Consider the following 17,889-nt stretch of genomic DNA (forward strand, 5'->3'; position numbering starts at 1 on the left):
CCGCTACGACGGGCCGTCGGAGACGTGCGCCACCCGGCCGGCGGCCGGGTCGAGATCGAACACCGCGCGCAGGGCGTCGAGGGTGTCGGCCGCCAGCAGGGCGTCGCAGTGCGGCAGCGCCGCCGCCATCGGCCCGGTCTCGGGACGGTACCCGGGCCGGCCGGCCCGCGGGTTGAGCCAGATCAGCCGGTGTGCGCGGCGGCGCACCCGCGCGACGGCCCGGCCGAGGGCCTGCGGATCGTCGCTGTCCCACCCGTCGGAGGCGACGAACACGACGGCGCCGCGCAGCAGGTTGCCGTGGTGGGAGGCGAGCAACGCCTCGAGGCTGCCGGCGATGTGGGTGCCGCCGTAGCGGTCGACGACCGTGTCGTTGGCGCGGGCGACCGCGTGCTCGGCGGAGCGGTGCGCCAGGGTCGCGGTGAGCCGGGTCAGGCTCGTGGAGAACGCGAACACCTCGGCGTCGCCGGAGCGCACCGCGGCCCGCATCAGGTGCAGGTAGATGTCGGCGTAGCCGTGCATGGAGCGACTCACGTCGCACAGCACCACGATCCGGCGCGGACGGCGGATCGGGCGGGCGCGGCGCAGGCGCACCAGTTCGAACCCGGTGTGCCGGGACGCGTCGAGGGTGGCGCGCACGTCGAGGCGGCCGTGGTGGTGCGGCGTGCGGCGGCGGCCGAGGCGCCGCGGCCAGCGCACCCGGGCCTGCTCGAGCCACTGTCCCAGCGTGCGCAGGTCCTCGGGCCGCAGGTCGGCGAACGGCTGGTCGGCGCGGATCTCGACGGGGCTCGGGGCCCACGGCCCGGGCCGGACCGTCTCGGGCGGTTCGCCGGACCGGCGCGGCCTGCGGGTGTGCCACGGCACGCCCGGCTGCGGCGACGCCGGCGCCGGGTTCGGCGCCGCACCCTGCACGACGGCGTCGCCGGCACCGACCGTCCCGTCGGGGCCGGTGCGGCGGGCGTGCGGGTCGACGGCGAGGACCTGGTGGTCGAAGACCTCGGCGAACACGGCGTCGAACGCCGCGAGCGCGTCCTGCCGATCGACGAGGGCCACCCGCGCGGTCCAGTACAGCCGGCTGCGGGTGCGCGGCGGGTACAGCCGCAGCGCCCGCACCAAGGTCGCGGCGGCGGTCGCGGCGACGGGCACGCCGGCGCGGCGCAACCGGTCGGTGAGCGCCACGGTGAACGCGGCGAGGTCGACGCCGCGCAGCAGCAGCGCGGTGCTCACGCCCGGTACTCCTCGTACTCGGCACGGATCGTGGTCCGGTCGTCGGGGGTCTTGGCGAGCGCGGTCAGCGTCGCCACCGCGCCCGGGTGGACCAGATCCCCCACCCCGAGCGCGACGAGCGCGGACACCCAGTCGATGGTCTCGGCGATGCCCGGCGCCTTGTCCAGGTCCAGCCGGCGCACGGAGGCGACGAAGTCGGCGGCCGATTCGACGAGCGCGAGGTTCGCGGCGGGGACGGTGCGGCGCAGGATCGCGACGGCGCGGTCCCGGTCCGGGTAGTCGATCCAGTGGTAGAGGCAGCGCCGGCGCAGCGCGTCGTGCAGGTCGCGGCTGCGGTTGGAGGTGAGCACGACGATCGGGGGCCGCACGGCGGTGAGGGTGCCCAGTTCGGGGATCGTGACGGAGAACTCGCCGAGGAACTCGAGCAGCAGCGCCTCGAACTCGTCGTCGGCCCGGTCGATCTCGTCTATGAGCAGTACCGGCGCGGTGGGGCCGCGGTGCCGCACGCAGCGCAGCACCGGCCGCTCGAGCAGGAACTCCTCGGTGTAGAGGTCGGCCTCGCTCAGACTCTCACCCCGGGTCTCGGCGAGCCGGATCGCGAGCAGTTGCCGCTGGTAGTTCCAGTCGTAGAGGGCCTCGCTCGCGGCGAGGCCCTCGTAGCACTGCAGCCGGATCAGCTCGGTGCCCACGGCGGCGGCGAGGGCCTTGGCGGCGGTGGTCTTGCCGACGCCGGGCTCGCCCTCGAGCAGCAGCGGCCGGCCGAGCTCCACCGCGAGGTACAGGGCGGTGGCGGTGCCCTCGTCGAGCAGGTAGTCCTGGTCGTCGAACCGGCGGATGACGTCGTCGACGCCGCCGAACACGCTCATCGGCCGGCTCCCGGGGCCGGTCCCGTCACGAACACGCGGCGTGTTCCTTCTGGTAGGTGCGGCGGCAGCCCGGGCAGCAGAACCACACGTCCGTGCCGGCGTCGGTCAGGTGCGGGGTGTCGGCGGTGACGGTGACGGTCATCCCGCACACGGGGTCCACCGCGGTGTGCGGCGGCGCGGCCGGCGCGACGGGCGCACCGAGGCTCTCGCGGCGGATCGCCTGCACCAGTTCGGCGACGATCGACAGCCCGATCTCCGCGGCGGTGCGCGCACCGATGTCGAGACCCGCGGGGGTGTGCACGCGGGCCCGTTCGTCGGGGCGCACCTCGGCCTGCGCGAGCACGTCGGCGCCGCGCCGCCGGCTGGCGACGAGGCCGACGTAGCCGATGCCGGCGTCGAGGGCGGCCCGGATCATCCCGGCCTCCTCGCCGCCGAGGCTCGCGACGACGACGGCGGTGGCGTCGGCGTCGGGGGCGGCGCCCGGGCCGGGGCGGGTGACGGCGAAGTCGAGCCGCGCGGCGATGTCCGCGACGGCCTCGGCCACCGGCGTCGACCCGGAGACGACGAGGATCGGGGTGGGCAGTTGCGGCTCGAGGAAGATCTCCGTCGCGCCGCCGGACAGGCACGGGTTGACCGCGACGGTCGCCCCCGGAGTGTCCGGGAAGGTCTGCGTCGCGCCGGGCAGGACCCGCAGCAGGATGCTCTCCCCCGTGTTCAGGGCCTGCCGCGCGGCGTCGCGCACCGAGGTCTCGGTGCACTGGCCGCCGACGAAGCCCTCGATCGTGCCGTCGTCGAGCACCAGCGCGCAGTCGCCGGCGCGGGCGGACGTCGGCCGCTGGGCGCGCACCACCGTGGCGCGGACGAACGCCCGTCGCCGGCGGGTCAGTTCCGCGGCGCGCACCGTCAGATCCATGTGGCTCTCCCTGGTTCGGGCCGGTCGGTCAGATCGGCGGGGTGGGCCGGCCCTGCATCGCCTCCCACACCCGCGACGGGGTCAGCGGCATGTCGGCGTGCCGCACCCCGAAGGGGCGCAGCGCGTCGACGACGGCGTTGACCACCGCGGGCGGCGAGCCGACGGTCGCGGACTCGCCGATGCCCTTCGCTCCGATCGGGTGGTGCGGCGACGGGGTGACGGTGAAGCCGGTCTCGAAGTGGGGCACCTCCATCGCCGTGGGGATCAGGTAGTCCATGAGCGAGCCGCCGAGGCAGTTACCGTCCTCGTCGAACTCGATCATCTCCATCAGTGCCATGCCGATGCCGTCGACGATCCCGCCGTGCACCTGCCCCTCGATGATCATCGGGTTGATGCGGGTGCCGCAGTCGTCGACGGCGAGGAACCGGCGCACCGTCACCTCCGCCGTCCCGGGATCGATGTCGACGACGCAGAAGTACGCCCCGTACGGGTAGGTGAGATTCTCGGGGTTGTAGCAGATCTGCGCCTCGAGTCCGCCCTCGACGCCCTCGGGCAGATCGCCGGCGCCGTGCGCCCGCATCGCGATGTCCTGAATGGTCACCGACGCGGTCGGATCGCCCTTGACGTGGAAGGCGCCCTTGACCCAGTCGAGGTCGGCGACGGACACCTCGAGCATGCCGGAGGCGATGATCCGGGCCTTGTCGCGCACCTTGCGGGCGACGAGGGCGGCGGCCGCGCCGGAGACCGGGGTGGACCGGCTGCCGTACGTGCCCAGACCGAACGGGGTGTTGTCGGTGTCACCGTGCACGACGTCGATGTCCTCGGGTGGGATGCCCAGTTCCTCGGCGACGATCTGCGCGAACGTGGTCTCGTGGCCCTGCCCCTGGGTCTGTACCGACAGTCGCACCACCGCCTTGCCGGTGGGGTGCACGCGCAGTTCGCAGCCGTCGGCCATGCCGAGGCCGAGGATGTCCATGTCCTTGCGGGGGCCGGCGCCGACGGCCTCGGTGAAGAACGCCACGCCGATGCCCATCAGCTCGCCACGCGCGCGGCGTTCGGCCTGCTCGCGGCGCAGTTCGTCGTAGCCGACCATCTCCACGGCCTTGCGCAGGGTGGTTTCGTAGTCGCCGGAGTCGTATTTCCAACCGGTCTTGCTCGTGTACGGGAACTGTTCGGGGCGAAGCAGATTCCGCAGCCGCAGCTGCACCGGATCCAGCTCGAGGTCGTAGGCGAGGCAGTCCACGAGCCGCTCGACGAGGTAGACGGCCTCGGTGATGCGGAACGAGCACGCGTAGGCCACGCCGCCGGGCGCCTTGTTGGTGTAGACGGCGGTCATGTGACAGTAGGCGGCCTCGATGTCGTAGCTGCCGGTGAACACCCCGAAGAACCCGGCCGGGTACTTCACCGGGGCGGCGGTGCCGTTGAACGCGCCGTGGTCGGCGAGGACCTGGGTGCGGATCGCGAGGATCTTTCCCTCCCGGGTCGCGGCGATCTCGCCGACCATCACGTAGTCGCGCGCGAAGCCGGTGCTCACCAGGTTCTCGCTGCGGTCCTCCATCCACTTGACCGGCTTGCCGGTCACGAGCGAGGCGACGATCGCGCAGACGTACCCGGGATAGATGGGCACCTTGTTGCCGAACCCGCCGCCGATGTCCGGGGCGATCACCCGGATCTTGTGTTCGGGCAGGCCGGCGACGAGGGCGTAGAGGGTGCGGTGGGCGTGCGGCGCCTGACTGGTCGACCAGAGCGTGAGCTTGCCGCTGATGCGGTCGTAATCGGCCACGGCGCCACAGGTTTCCATGGGCGCCGGGTGCACGCGGGGATAGACCATCTCCTGCCGGGCGATCACGTCGGCCTTCGCGAACGCGGCCTCGGTGGCGGCGGCGTCCCCGGTTTCCCAGTCGAAGCAGTGATTGTCGGTCTTGCCCTCGAGGTCGGTGCGGATCACGGGCGCCTCGGGCGCGAGCGCGCGGCGGACGTCGACGACCGGGGCGAGGATGTCGTACTCGACGTCGATGAGCTCGAGGGCGTCGCGCGCCGAGTAGCGGTCGTCGGCGACGACGAAGGCGACCTCCTGGCCCTGGAATCGGACCTTGTCGGTGGCGAGGACGGCCTGGACGTCGTTGGACAGGGTCGGCATCCATGCCAGGCCCTTGTCCGCGAGGTCGGCGCCGGTGACGACGGCCCTCACCTTCGGGTGGGCCTGCGCGGCGGTGGTGTCGATGCCGAGGATCTTCGCGTGGGCCACGGGTGAGCGCAGGATCGCCAGGTGCAGCATGCCCGGCAGCTGCACGTCGTCGACGAAGCGGCCGTGGCCGCGGATGAAGCGCGGGTCCTCCTTGCGCAGCATGCGGCCGTGACCGCACGGCTTCTTGTCGTTGTCGACGGTGTCGAGCAGCTCGGGGGTCGGGTCGACGGCGGTCATGACGGCGCCTTCTCGGTGGCGGGGTGCTCGGCGGCCCAGCGGATGGACCGCACGATGGTGGTGTAGCCGGTGCAGCGGCAGATCTGCCCGGAGATCGCCTCGCGGATGGTCTGCTCGTCGGGGTCCGGGTTGCGGTCGAGCAGGGCCCGGGCGGTGATCATCATGCCGGGGGTGCAGAAGCCGCACTGCAGCCCGTGGCAGCGCATGAAGCCCTCCTGCACGGGGTCGAGCACGCCGTCGCGCTCGAGTCCCTCGACGGTGCGCACGTCGTGGCCGCTCGCCATGACGGCGAGCATGGTGCACGACTTGACGGGCTCGCCGTCGACCGCGACGACGCAGGTGCCGCAGTTGCTGGTGTCGCAGCCCCAGTGCGTGCCGGTCAGGCCGAGGTGATCGCGCAGGAAGTGGACGAGCAGCAGCCGCGGTTCCACCTCGGCACTGACCTCGTCACCGTTGACGGTCATCGAAACACGCATCGGGTCAACCCCTTTCGGAGGTGGTGAGCCGCTCGACGGCGCGCCGCAGGGTGCGCACCGTGAGCTCCGCGGCGAGGTGGCGTTTGTAGTCGACGGTGCCGCGCTGGTCCGCGACCGGGTCGCTGGCGGCGGCGGCGAGTTCGCCGGCCTCGCGGTAGAGGTCCTCGGACGGCGTCGCGCCGCGCAGCCGGTCGGAGATGCCGGCCAAAGCCTGCGGGTCCGCCCGGAGCGCGGTGAGACCGACGCGGGCGTCGTCGATGGCACCGTCGCCCATCCACACGGCGGCGCCGGCCGCGGCGATCGCCCAGTCCCCCGTTCGTCGCTCGACCTTGGCGTAGGCGCTCGACCCGCGGCCCCGTCGCGGCAGCCGGACCTCGACGAGCAGTTCGTTGGGGGCGGCGGTCGTCTCGTAGGGGCCGAGATGGAACTCGTCCATCGTCAGCGTCCGGCTGCCGTGCGGACCGCGCAGCACGACCGAGGCGTCGAGGACGTCGCACACGGTGGACAGGTCTTCGGCGGGGTCGGCCTGGCACAGCGACCCGCCGATCGTGCCGCGGTTGCGCACGACGGGATCGGCGATGACCCGTTCGGCGTCGCGGAAGATCGGGAAGATCTCGGCGAGCGCCTCGCTTTCGAGGAGTTCGCGGTGCCGCGCCAGCGCGCCGATCCGCACGACGTCGGGCTCGACGGCGATGTAGCCGAGCTCGCCGGCCAGGTCGTTGATGTCGATCAGGCATTCGGGGGCGGCGAGCCGCAGTTTCATCATCGGCAGGAGACTGTGCCCGCCCGCGACGACCCGGGCTTCCTCGCCGCGTTCGTCGAGGAGTGCGATGGCGTGATCGATGCCGGTGGCGCGCTCGTATTCGAAAGCCGAAGGTACTTGCATGTGGCATACCTCACATTTCAGCTACCTACGGAGTGTATGCCCGCGCTTGCGGCGCGACGGGCGGATTCGCCGCCCGATAGATTCGGACGCAATCACCCGGCCGGAAGGACGTCTGCCCGAATGAACGAGATCCGCACCTCCGTCGTCGCGGTCGGGCCGCTGCAGGGCTACCTCGCGGCGCCCCGGGACGGCAGCGGCGTGGGCATGGTGCTGCTGCCGATGATCACCGGAATCGGCGCGCAGGTGCGCGAGTACGCCGAGGACATCGCAGCCACCGGGATCACCGCGCTGGTGTGGGATCCGTTCCACGGCCCGAACGCCGACGACACCCCGAGGGAACGCCTCTACGAACTCATGAACGGCCTCGACGACGATGCCGCGCTCGCCGAGATCCGCGGGCTGACCGACCACCTGCTGGGCGAGCTCGGCGCCGAACGCGTCGGCGTGCTCGGTTATTGCCTCGGCGGGCGCCTCGCGCTGCTCGCCGGCGCGCGCGACGAGCGGCTTGCGAACGTGATCGCCTACCATCCGTCGATCCCGGCCGTCCCGGCCGCGAACCACACTCACGACACCGTCGCCGACGCCGCGCGCATCGCCGCACCGGTGATGGTGCTGCACGCCGGCGCCGACACGATCATGACGGCCGACGTGTTCGCCGACCTGCAGCGGTCGCTGCTGTCCCGCACCTCGGGCGCGACGATCGTGCACGTCTACCCCGGCGCCGAACACGGCTTCAGCACCCGCGCCCGGCACGGCAACCCTGTCAACGCCGACGCGTACGCCCTGTCGTGGCCGCAGGCGCTGAACTTCATGGCGCAGACCCTCGCCGCGGGCCGCCCGTGAGAGCCGCCGCGGCGAACGGTTAAGATTCTGGCCGCGCCTCCGTAGCTCAGCTGGATAGAGCAAGAGCCTTCTAATCTCTAGGTCGCAGGTTCGAGTCCTGCCGGGGGCACTGTGACACTGCCGGCCTCCGGCCGGGGTGCGCCTGCAGGGTTCGAACAAGATCCACGAAGGCGCATCACACTCCACTCACCGCCCGTAAGCACTGCACGGAGATCTCGCGTCCTCGCGGGGCCGGCCACGTCCCACCATCGGCGCGACAGGTCAGGCGAGACCGGTGAGATGTTCGGCGATCGTCCAGAAACGTCCGGCCTGGGCAACGTCGTGGGACTGCGCGCTGGAGTCGATTTCGTGACACTCGCCGAAGAACTTTCCGCCCACCCCGTCGAGCGACGGGTCGACCGCCGTGAACACCAGCGAATCGGTAGCCGCATCGACGGACGTGGCGAAGGGCATGTGCGGCAACACGTGCGCCATGAACAGCCGCATCAGACCGCGGGTGCTCGCAGCAGCGGTGGTGGGCACGAAACCGGGACACACGGCGTTCGCAGTGATCGGCCGCCCGGCGAGGCGGCGCTGGAGCTCGTAGGTGAACCACATCACCGCCAGCTTGGAATTCTTGTATGCCCGCTCGGGGTTGTAGCCGTGCTCGAGCTGGACGTCGGCGAAGTCGAAGTCCACCGGCGCTCCGCGGGAGCCGGGCAGGTGCAGCCGCGAGCCGACGGTGACCACACGCGCCGACGGGCTGCGCTCGAGTGCGGGCAGGAGCAGGGCGGTGAGCAGGAACGGAGCCAGGACGTTGACGGCGAGGGTCTCCTCGTACCCGTCGACGGTGAGCCGGCGTTCCTTGCTCGTCTGCAGGATGCCGGCGACATGCAGCAGCACGTCGATCGGTTCGCCCCGCTCGGCTTCCGCGACGCCGAAGAACCGGACCTGCTCCAGAGAAGACAGATCGACCCAGCGCGGCTCGACCCGAGCGTCGGGATCCGTCCGCTGTATCGCTTCGGTTGCGTCCTCCGCGGCAGCGCGGGTTCGCGCGGTGAGCAGGACGCGATGTCCCCGAGCGGCGAGCTTCTCGGCCGTGGCCCGGCCGAGCCCCCGCCCTCCTCCGGTGACGAGCACGGTCTTGCTCATATGCCCGGTTCTTCCGTTCCTGCACCGGGCACCGGCGGACCGGACGCGAACGACCGGCCGGCAGCGTGCACGCGCTCGCCGAGCCGGGCGAGGATCGGGCGTTGCCCCTTCACGAGCTTGATGGCCGCGACGGCGGGCGGAAACCAGCGAGCGTCGTCCACCTCGGGAAAGCTCTGCACCTTTCCGGACCGCGGCGGCCACTCCAGGTCGAAGGTGTTGCTGCCGACGAAGGCCAGATCGTCGGCGGTCTCACCGGCGTAGACGGTGACGATCTTGCCGGAGGGCTGCTTGAACCGCCCGAGCATCTCGTAGTTCACCTGGGGCGCGGGCATCCCGCATTCTTCCTCGAACTCTCGCAAGGCCACGGCGAACGGGTCTTCGTCGTCGCCGTAGACCCCCTTGGGGATCGACCAGGCCGCCTCGTCCTTGCCGACCCAGTACGGCCCGCCCGGGTGCACGATCCACACCTCGAGCACGCCGTCGGCGTCGATCCGGTACAGCAGAAGGCCGGCGCTGGTCACTGCCATCGCTCCCCCTTCCCGTCGCCGTACGCTCCCGCCCCACACGGTAGTTCTTCCGGGCACACTGAGACCCGGCAAGCGCGCCCCCGAACCGGAAGGACTCTCAATGACCGATACGACCGGCGACCATCCCGTCACCGCCCGCGCGAACGGACCCAGCGTCGTGCTCGACCTGCCGGAAGGCCTCGGCGTCGCCCTCGACATCGTGCAGGCGAAGGCACTGCTGGACCAGTTGCAGGCGGCGATCGAGGAGGCCGAGCGGTTGGAGGACTGAGACCGGATACATACGTACCGGTTCGTGCGAACGCCTGCGCGCCGGGCACCCACCGGTGATCATCGAGAGCGGGCTTCGGCAGAGTTCAGGGTCGCGACGGTGTGCCTGCGCCCGGACCGTTCCCACGCCGAAGGAGTCCTCGTGTCGAAGAACGTCGCCCACAGGGCCGCAGCACTCGCCGGTCTCGTCGTCGCCGCGATCGTCCTGGGGGCCACCGTGGGAGCCGGAACGGCCACCGCCGCGCCGTGGCGCATCGGTCCGCTCTACCGCGCCGAGTTCGCCGGACCGGACGGCGACGCCGTCTGTCCCAAGGCCGAGGCGTTCGATCGGTCCATCGGCGCCGTCGTCCTCGTGTCCTGTTCGTGGGACCCTACGACGAACGCCTGGTTCTACGTCGTCTTCAATCCGAGGACCTGGTCGTAGCCTGCACCGAAACGGACTGCACGCCGCCGGTCCCGTCATAGAATGGGGAACCCCTTGTGGGCCTGTCCTGCAACGGTGCGGAGGGACAGACTGCCATGCACTCATCATCCGAGCCGAGCCGATGACCACCCCCACGGTCGAACCGCGCCCCCGCGAGCGCCGGCTGTCGGAAATCCCGGACGCCTTGGCATCTCGTCACCAGGCGACCGCCATCCTGCGCACCCGGCGCTACGCCGTGTTCCTGGACTTCGACGGCACCCTCGCCCACCTCGTGAACGATCCCACCGCTGCCACCCTGGTCGAGGGCGCGGCGAAAGAGCTTGCCCGGCTGGCCCGCTACTGCCCCGTCGGCGTGATAAGCGGCCGCGACGTGACCGACGTGCAGGCACGGGTCGGCGTGCCCGGGCTCTGGTATGCGGGTAACCACGGTTTCGAACTCGTCGGGCCGGACGGCGAGTACCACCGGAACGATGCCGCCGTCCCCGCGGTGCCCGACCTCGAGCGAATCGCCGGCGCCCTGCGGGACCGCCTGGCCGGCGTGCCCGGCGTTCTGGTGGAGCACAAGCGTTTCGCCGTGGCAGTTCATCACCGCAACGTCGCCGAGGACCGGATCGAGGAGGTCGTCGCAGCGGTGCACGATGCGGCCGACCGGGACGGCCGGCTCCGCGTCACGAGCGGACGCAAGGTCACCGAGCTCCGCCCCGATGTGGACTGGGACAAGGGGCGGGCGGTGGCCTGGGTGCTCGAGCACCTCCGCGGCGCAGAGGACCCGATGCCGGTCTACATCGGCGACGACCTCACCGACGACGACGCGTTCGGCACCCTGACATCGACCGGGATCGGCATCGTCGTGCGCTACAGCGAGGAAGGCGATCGGCGGTCGACGGCACAATTCGCGGTCGACGGTCCGGACCGGGTTCGTGAGCTACTGGAGCGGCTGGCGGATCTGCTCGGCAGCGACCCGGGGATCGCGCCGCCCCCCGACGACGCCTGGACGATGTTCTTCGAGGGCTACGACCCGCTCACCGAGAAGCTGCGCGAGGCCCTCTGCACCGTCGGGAACGGCTTCTTCGCCACCCGAGGCTGCGCGCCCGAATCCCGCGCGGACGGCGTGCACTACCCCGGCACCTATGTGGCCGGCATCTTCAACCGTCTCCAGGACGAGGTGGCGGGGAGTGCCATCGACCACGAGAGCCTGGTGAACCTGCCGAACTGGTTGCCGGTGACCTTCCGGGTCGACGGCGGGCAGTGGTTCGACCTCGACACTGCAGAGTTGCTCGACTACCGCCAATACCTCGACCTCCGCCGCGCCGTCCTCATCCGGCGGTTCCGATTCCGCGACGCGGCGGGGCGCACCACGTCGGTGCGGCAGCGGCGCCTGGTTGCCATGCATCTGCCGCACGCCTGCGCCCTCGAGACGACGATCGTGGCCGAAGACTGGTCGGGCCGGCTCGAGATCCGCTCGCTGCTGGACGGCGCGGTCCGGAACTCCCTCGTCGAGCGCTATCGCGACCTCGCCGACCAGCACCTCGAGCCGCTGCAAGCCACCGCGCTGTCCGTCGACTCGGTGCTGCTGGCGGTGCAGACCAACCAGTCGCGGATACCGGTGGCGATGGCGGCCCGGAACACGGTGTGGTGCGACGGGGAGCCCGTTGCCGGTGAGTACCGGCTGGTCGACGGCGACGATCGGATCGGACACGACATCACCGTCGACGTCGAGACGGACCGGCCCGTGACGCTGGAGAAGATGGTGGCGGTGTTCACCGGGCGCGATCAGGCGGTCTCCGAGCCGGCCGACGAAGCCGCCCGCTGGCTTCCCCGGCTGGGCCGGTTCGACGAACTGCTCGACGGCCATGTGCTCGCCTGGGGATATCTGTGGGACCACCTGGGCATCGAGTACGAGGGTCCGGGTCACGGCCACGCCCTGCGAGTCCTCCGGTTCCATCTTCTGCACCTGCTGCAGACGGTCTCCGCGAACACCGCCGACCTCGACGTGGGCGTGCCGGCACGGGGGTTGCACGGCGAGGCGTACCGCGGGCACGTCTTCTGGGACGAGCTGTTCGTGTTCCCGGTGCTGAACCTGCGGCTGCCCACGCTGACCCGGTCGTTGCTGCGCTACCGCTACCGCCGCCTGCGGGAGGCCCGCCGGATGGCGCGCGAAGCCGGTCACCGCGGTGCGATGTTCCCGTGGCAGTCGGGCAGCGACGGCCGCGAGGAGAGCCCGCAACTGCACCTCAATCCCAGATCCGGCCGCTGGAACCCGGACCCCAGCCGGCGCCAGCACCACACCGGCATCGCGATCGCCCACAACGTGTGGCAGTACTACCAGGTGACCGGCGACCTGGAGTTCCTGATCGAGTACGGCGCCGAGATGCTCGTGGAGATCGCCCGCTTCTACGCCGATCTCGCGTCCTACGACGAGGAACGCGGACGGTACAGCATCCGCGGCGTCATCGGCCCCGACGAGTTCCATTCCGGCTACCCCGACGCACCGTACGACGGAATCGACAACAACGCGTACACCAACGTCATGTCGGTCTGGGTGATCCTGCGCGCCCTCGAGGCGCTCGAGCTGATCCCGCTGCAGATCCGCTCGTACCTGACCCAGGCCCTGGGGCTGCACGCGCAGGAGACGGCGCGCTGGGAGGACGTCACCCGCAGAATGTTCGTCCCGTTCCACGATCGTGTCCTCAGCCAGTTCGAGGGGTACGAACGCCTCGCCGAACTGGACTGGGACGGCTACCGGCGGCGCTACGGCGACATCCAGCGCCTCGACCGGATCCTCGAGGCCGAGGGCGACGACGTCAACCGCTACCAGGCGTCGAAGCAGGCCGACGTGCTGATGCTGTTCTATCTGCTGTCCTCCGACGAACTGCGGGAACTGCTCGAACGGCTCGGCTACCGGTTCCCGAACGAGGACATCCCGCGGACCATCGACTACTACATGGCGCGAACGTCGCACGGTTCCACCCTGAGCGGGGTCGTCCATTCCTGGGTGCTGGCACGCGCCCACCGGGACGAGGCCGTCGACTTCTTCTACCAGGCGCTGAGAGCCGACATCGCCGATATCCAGGGCGGCACCACGATGGAGGGCATCCACCTGGCGGCCATGGCCGGCAGCGTCGATCTGTTGCAGCGGTGCGTCCCCGGCCTCGAGACCCGGGGCGACCGGCTCGTGTTCGCCCCGCAGTGGCCCGAACCACTCGGTGCCCTCGAATTCCCGATCTTCTACCGGGGGCACCGCCTTCGCCTGCGCATCAGCGGCACAGAGGTGCAGGTGAGCGCCGGTCCCGGGATGCAGGCGCCGATCGAGATCGAATGCCGCGGCCGGGTCGCCCAACTGCACCCGGGAGGCACGGTTCGCCTGAGCTAGTGCGACGACGACCGCGGCTCACTCGTGCGAGTTCCGCCGCACGTCGATCGCCACGATTCCCGCGCGCAGGTCGAGGGTCATCCGTTCGGTTTCCCCGGTGGCCGTGTCCGACCGCGACATCTGCCTGGACCGACCCTCGTCGATCACGTGCCGATGCGAAGGCGAGAACAGTGCCTGCATCTCACCGAACAGGCCCGCGGCGCCACTCCCGTGCACCGGTGGCCGATTCCGGCGCCAGTAGACCCAACCTCGGCGCTCTGCCCACAGCCCGATCCGATCGAGCAGCAGCACGACGGCGACGAGCGCGACTGCACCTGCCAGCAGATACACAATTCTCCTTGTGGCGCGGCGGACGGCATCTCCACACCGAGGATAGAGGGCCGAAACCGCGCCTGCGCCCGCGTCGGTGTCGCCGACCGCTCGGGACCTACGGCCCTGGAACGAGCACGGCTCCGCGTCCACGATGAGAGGGGGCCCGCTTCCGCGGGCCGTGATCAGGAGGACGCGCCGTGGATTCTGCTGCCTCGTACGTCCGGAAGCAGGCCGTCGTCACCGGCCTGGTGAACGTCGTCGTCAATCCGCTGCTGGCGTGGGCGGGCAAGCGCGGCACGTCGTTCGTGCCGCTGTGGTCGGCCGACGGGATCGTCGTCGACATCGCGCTGACCGCGATCATCCTCTCCGTGCTCGTCTCCTGGTTCTCCGCTGCCGGGGTGCGACGGGCGTTGCGCGCAGGGCTCGATGCGACCACCGCCGACGCCCCGCAGGCCGGTCGGTGGCTGGCGCGATTGCCGTCCGGCACCTGGTCTCTGGGCCTGTCGCTCGGGGTGGCGGCCGCGGCCGTCTCCGTGCTCGCGATCTGGGTGCTGCACCTCCTCGGTGTGTCGGGGCTGTCGACGGGATGGTTCCTGGTGCTGAAGGCCGTCTACGGCGGTGTCCTCGGCTACCTCGTCGCGCGCTGGGTGATGGTCCGGCAACTGTCGGCGACTCGAACCGCGCAGCTTCCGAGGAGCAACAATGCCGGACGGTGAATCCACCGCGACCGAACGGCAGCTGCCGGTCTTCGAGCAGCGGGTCGTACGCGCGCGGGTGGTCGACGCCCCGGCCGGGGACACGTTCGCCGCGATCCGGCGCATCGACTTCATGCGGTCCCCGGTGATCGCCGCCCCCAATCTGGCCCGGATGGCCTTCGACGCCGTGCGCGCGCCGCGGCGTCGGGAGGTGCGGGCGCACCGCTCGATCCGCCTCGGTGACCTGATCGGTCCGCAGGGCGGCTTCGAGGTGGTCGCCGAGGAACCGGGGCGGGAACTCGTGCTCGGCTTCGTCGGTCGGTGGTGGGAGCCGGGTTACGGCCGCGTCGACTGGGATCCCGGGGCGCCCCTGTCGAGCATCGCGATTCCCGAATGCGGGGTCGGCACATGGAGTTTCACCGTCCTGCCGTACGACGCGCAGACCTGCGTCCTGCTCACCGAGATCCGGGTGCACGGCACCGACGAAAAGGCCCGCAGACTCTTCCGCCGCTACTGGACGGCGGTCGGGCCGTTCGTGCGGGCCATGGCACGGCCGACTCTGTCGATGATCGCGGCCGAAGCCCGGCGCTGACCCGGCCGTCCCACCGCGAACGTCGCACCGGCAGAACCGGATACGTACGGCCGCAGCCGTCCGCCCGGACCGGTCATGCCGAGCCGTCCGCCCGTTCGGCCTCGGGCGCGAGGGTGAAGTAGTTCTCCTCCTCCTGCACGAAGTGCAGCCGCAGCAGCGCGTACAGCCCGTACAGGCAGGCGAGCAGGTCGTCGCACTGGTCCGGTCGCAGCCCGCCGGCGGCGTCGGCCTGCGCCAGGTGCGTGCGCAGGCGGCGGCTGAGCCGGTCGATCTCGGCATGCATCCGGCTCATCGTCGCGGTCGCCTCCCCGCTGCCGAGCGGCACCGCGAGCGCCGGGTACAGCTCGCTGTCCTCGGCCTGCTCGTGCGGCAGCAGCGTGTCGAACAGGAACGCGTCGACGCGGCGCAGCGCCGTGTGGGCGGCGGGCCGATCGCCGGACGCGAGCAGCTGGGCGGTGTCGCGCAGGATCGACAGCTCGTCACGCAGGACGTCGTGTTCGGCCGAGAACCGGTGCAGCATCGCCTCGGTGTCGTCGGGCAGGGCCAGCTCCCGGTCCCGGTCGCCGCGCAGGGCGCGCAGGGCGTTGAGGATCACCGCGACGTCGATGCCCTCCTGCAGCAGCGCACCCACCGCGGGAGGCAGGTAGCCGAACGCGGCGAAGCCCATGGCGACCAGCGACAGGCCCATGCCGACCGTGGCGCTCTGCACGGCGATACGCCGGGAGCGACGCGCGATCTCCATGGCATCGGCGAGCCGGTCGAGGCGGTCGGTGGTGAGCACGATGTCCGCCGCCTCCGAGCTCGCCGTGGATCCGCGGGCGCCCATCGCGACGCCGACGGTCGCGGCGGCGAGGGCGGGGGCGTCGTTGACGCCGTCGCCGACCATCACCGTCACCGCCGACTCCCGCTCGGCACGCACACCGTTCACCTTGTCCGCCGGGGTCTGCTCGGCATAGACCCCGTCGAGGCCGAGGACGGAGCCGATCTCCTCGGCCGGTTCGCGACGGTCGCCGGTGAGCATGACCAGCCGGTCCAGCCCGGCCGAGCGCAGCCGCCGCAGCGTGCGGGCGGCGTCGCGGCGCAGCGGGTCCACGAGCAGCAGGGCGCCGGCCAGGTCGCCGTCGACGGTGACCCAGGCGACGACGGCGCCGTCGAGCGCGGCACGGCTGAGCACCGCCCGGGCCCAGCCGGGCGCGTCGGCGGGCAGCGGCAGGCTGCCGACGGTGACGCGCCGGCCGTCGACGGTCGCGGCCACGCCGGTGCCGGCCTGCTCGGCGACGTCGGTGGGCAGCGACAGGGTCAGCCCGCGCATCTTCGCCTCCTGCACGATGGCCTCGGCGAGCACGTGCGGGGAGAGCTGGTCGGCGGAGGCCGCCAGGCGCAGCAGCTCGGCGCCGTCGCCCCCGGGTGCGGTGACGATGTCGGCGCCGGCGGGCCGGCCGCTGGTGAGCGTGCCCGTCTTGTCCATCACCAGCGTCGTCGCGTGCCCGAGGTTCTCGAGTGCGCCGCCGCTGCGGATCACCACCCCCAGGCGCGAAGCGCGGGAGAGACCGGAGACGATTGCGACGGGCGCGGCGAGCAGCAGGGGGCACGGGGTGGCCACCACCAGCACGGCGACGGCACGGGTCGCCGACCCGCTGAGTAGCCACGCGAGCCCCGCCACCGTCAGCGACAGCGGCAGGAACCACGCGGCGACCCGGTCCGCGATCCGCACCACCGGGGCGCTCTCGGCGGCGGCCTCGCGGGCCAGGCGCACGATGCTGGCGTAGGTGCTGTCCTCGGCGGTGGCACGGGCGTGGATCTCGAAGGCGCCGCCGGCGGCGACGACGCCGCTGCGCACGGCCTCCCCGGTGCGGCGCTGCACGTGCATCGGCTCGCCGGTGAGGACGGACTCGTCGAGCACCGCGAGTTCGGACGTGATCCAGCCGTCGACCGGCACCACCTCGCCCGGCCCGACGACCAGGGTGTCCCCGGGTACGACGTCGCCGAGCGGCACCACCTGCACCTCGTCGCCGACGCGGCGGCGCGCGGTGTGCGGGGCGTGCTCGAGCAGGGCCCGCAGGTCCTTGGTGGCGCGGCGTTCCGCGGCGGCGTCGAGGGCCTGCCCCGACGCGAGCATCACGCCGATCAGCGCCCCGGCGACGTACTCGCCGACCAGCAGGGTGCCGACCAGGGAGAGCACCGCGATCAGATCCACCCCGACGCGGCCGCGGCGCAGCGCGTCGATCACCCACCAGGTCGCGGGCACGATCGCGACGATGGTGCCGGCGATCCAGAAGGCGTCGGCGACGGCGCCCGCATCGAACAGCCAGGCGATGCCGCCGGCTACCAGCGCCGTGAGGGTCACGGCGAGAAATATCGGCTCGACCCACGTACGCACTCGCTCACGCCACGGAGCCTTCGGTGCCGACGACGCAACAGCCATGACGCCGCTCCCTACTTCGTCTCGGTTCTGGTCGGACTGCTCCGGTATCACCGACGCTACCGCCACGGTGGTGCACGGGAGTGCGCACGCGGTCCGCCGATGCACTCTGTCCCGTTGCGTGGTGACTACGCCCCGGTCCAGGCGGGGGAAGAGCACCTCCTGCGCGATCAGGTGCCGTGCGGCGGCGACCGGGATCGCCACCACCGCTCCGACCAGGCCCACGAGCGCGCCCCCGATCAAGACGGCTGTCAGCGTGCTCAACGCCGGTACCCGCACCGATCTGCCGACGTTCTTGGGCACGACAGGTGGCCCTCGCCGAGCCGGAACGCGACGAAGGACACGACCGTCGCCACGCAGAGCGGCACCGACACCGTCGGGCCACCGCTGCGACCGCGATTCCGGCGATCGTCGACCCTACCAGCGGCACCAGAACCAGCACCGCGACGAATATCCCCAACAACGGCGCGCACGGCACCGGGAACGCGGTCAGCCATATGAACGTCGCGACTC

At 71.6% G+C, this 17,889-nt stretch carries 16 protein-coding genes and 1 tRNA gene; 7 read left to right on the forward strand and 10 right to left on the reverse strand.

Features of this window, described 5'->3' with window-relative positions:
- Positions 1–3: 3 nt before the first annotated feature.
- The 6 genes from A4U64_RS13955 to A4U64_RS13980 are packed head-to-tail and all read right to left on the reverse strand — an operon-like array spanning position 4 to position 6,790.
- Positions 4–1,224 (reverse strand): vWA domain-containing protein, encoded by a 1,221-nt coding sequence (locus A4U64_RS13955; protein ID WP_065922678.1) that lies wholly within the window; start codon positions 1,222–1,224, stop codon positions 4–6.
- The gene (locus A4U64_RS13960; RefSeq protein ID WP_065922679.1) at positions 1,221–2,090 is read right to left on the reverse strand and encodes an AAA family ATPase; all 870 of its coding nucleotides are present in this window, start codon (positions 2,088–2,090) and stop codon (positions 1,221–1,223) included. Before A4U64_RS13960 ends, A4U64_RS13955 begins: the two co-directional genes overlap by 4 nt.
- A gap of 25 nt (positions 2,091–2,115) precedes the next feature.
- Positions 2,116–3,003 (reverse strand): XdhC family protein, encoded by an 888-nt coding sequence (locus A4U64_RS13965; protein ID WP_006946618.1) that lies wholly within the window; start codon positions 3,001–3,003, stop codon positions 2,116–2,118.
- A 28-nt stretch (positions 3,004–3,031) separates the two neighbouring features.
- A complete protein-coding gene (locus A4U64_RS13970) occupies positions 3,032–5,428 on the reverse strand; it encodes an aerobic carbon-monoxide dehydrogenase large subunit (RefSeq protein WP_065922680.1) in 2,397 nt (798 codons plus the stop codon).
- Positions 5,425–5,904 carry a (2Fe-2S)-binding protein gene (locus A4U64_RS13975; protein ID WP_029543050.1) on the reverse strand — a complete coding sequence of 160 codons (480 nt, stop codon included), beginning with the start codon at positions 5,902–5,904 and terminating at the stop codon, positions 5,425–5,427. The genes A4U64_RS13970 and A4U64_RS13975 overlap by 4 nt, the downstream gene beginning before the upstream one ends.
- Positions 5,905–5,908: 4 nt before the next feature.
- Positions 5,909–6,790 carry an FAD binding domain-containing protein gene (locus A4U64_RS13980; protein WP_006946623.1) on the reverse strand — a complete coding sequence of 294 codons (882 nt, stop codon included), beginning with the start codon at positions 6,788–6,790 and terminating at the stop codon, positions 5,909–5,911.
- 120 nt (positions 6,791–6,910) lie between these two features.
- Here A4U64_RS13980 and A4U64_RS13985 point away from each other — a divergent pair, with 120 nt between their 5' ends.
- Positions 6,911–7,633, forward strand: a complete 723-nt coding sequence (locus tag A4U64_RS13985; protein ID WP_006946624.1) for a dienelactone hydrolase family protein — start codon at positions 6,911–6,913, stop codon at positions 7,631–7,633.
- 35 nt (positions 7,634–7,668) lie between these two features.
- A tRNA-Arg gene (locus A4U64_RS13990) sits at positions 7,669–7,742 on the forward strand.
- Between the two features lie 152 nt (positions 7,743–7,894).
- Here A4U64_RS13990 and A4U64_RS13995 read toward each other — a convergent pair.
- Both A4U64_RS13995 and A4U64_RS14000 read right to left on the reverse strand, forming a co-directional pair.
- Positions 7,895–8,764 carry an SDR family NAD(P)-dependent oxidoreductase gene (locus A4U64_RS13995; protein WP_006946625.1) on the reverse strand — a complete coding sequence of 290 codons (870 nt, stop codon included), beginning with the start codon at positions 8,762–8,764 and terminating at the stop codon, positions 7,895–7,897.
- Positions 8,761–9,291, reverse strand: a complete 531-nt coding sequence (locus tag A4U64_RS14000; RefSeq protein ID WP_044476531.1) for an NUDIX domain-containing protein — start codon at positions 9,289–9,291, stop codon at positions 8,761–8,763. Before A4U64_RS14000 ends, A4U64_RS13995 begins: the two co-directional genes overlap by 4 nt.
- Positions 9,292–9,391: 100 nt before the next feature.
- On the opposite strand from A4U64_RS14000, the gene A4U64_RS28520 reads away from it, so the two are divergent.
- From A4U64_RS28520 to otsB, 3 genes are all read left to right on the forward strand, one after another.
- Complete coding sequence (locus tag A4U64_RS28520; RefSeq protein WP_198163297.1) at positions 9,392–9,559, forward strand: hypothetical protein; 168 nt, start codon at positions 9,392–9,394, stop codon at positions 9,557–9,559.
- A gap of 141 nt (positions 9,560–9,700) precedes the next feature.
- Complete coding sequence (locus A4U64_RS14005; RefSeq protein WP_006946629.1) at positions 9,701–9,982, forward strand: hypothetical protein; 282 nt, start codon at positions 9,701–9,703, stop codon at positions 9,980–9,982.
- A gap of 121 nt (positions 9,983–10,103) precedes the next feature.
- Positions 10,104–13,355 carry a trehalose-phosphatase gene (otsB, locus tag A4U64_RS14010; protein ID WP_065922681.1) on the forward strand — a complete coding sequence of 1,084 codons (3,252 nt, stop codon included), beginning with the start codon at positions 10,104–10,106 and terminating at the stop codon, positions 13,353–13,355.
- An 18-nt stretch (positions 13,356–13,373) separates the two neighbouring features.
- On the opposite strand, the gene A4U64_RS14015 is transcribed toward otsB, so the two are convergent.
- Positions 13,374–13,685, reverse strand: coding sequence for a DUF6191 domain-containing protein (locus A4U64_RS14015; RefSeq protein WP_065922682.1), 312 nt, complete (start codon positions 13,683–13,685; stop codon positions 13,374–13,376).
- Between the two features lie 179 nt (positions 13,686–13,864).
- Here A4U64_RS14015 and A4U64_RS14020 point away from each other — a divergent pair, with 179 nt between their 5' ends.
- Complete coding sequence (locus A4U64_RS14020; RefSeq protein ID WP_006946633.1) at positions 13,865–14,383, forward strand: hypothetical protein; 519 nt, start codon at positions 13,865–13,867, stop codon at positions 14,381–14,383.
- Entirely contained in the window at positions 14,370–14,954 is a 585-nt protein-coding gene (locus tag A4U64_RS14025; RefSeq protein ID WP_029543039.1) for a hypothetical protein, read from the forward strand. The genes A4U64_RS14020 and A4U64_RS14025 overlap by 14 nt, the downstream gene beginning before the upstream one ends.
- A gap of 73 nt (positions 14,955–15,027) precedes the next feature.
- Here A4U64_RS14025 and A4U64_RS14030 read toward each other — a convergent pair whose 3' ends face one another.
- A complete protein-coding gene (locus A4U64_RS14030) occupies positions 15,028–17,379 on the reverse strand; it encodes a heavy metal translocating P-type ATPase (protein WP_065923493.1) in 2,352 nt (783 codons plus the stop codon).
- Positions 17,380–17,889 lie beyond the last annotated feature (510 nt).

Source organism: Rhodococcus sp. WB1 (assembly GCF_001700945.1).
Lineage (GTDB): Bacteria > Actinomycetota > Actinomycetes > Mycobacteriales > Mycobacteriaceae > Rhodococcus > Rhodococcus aetherivorans.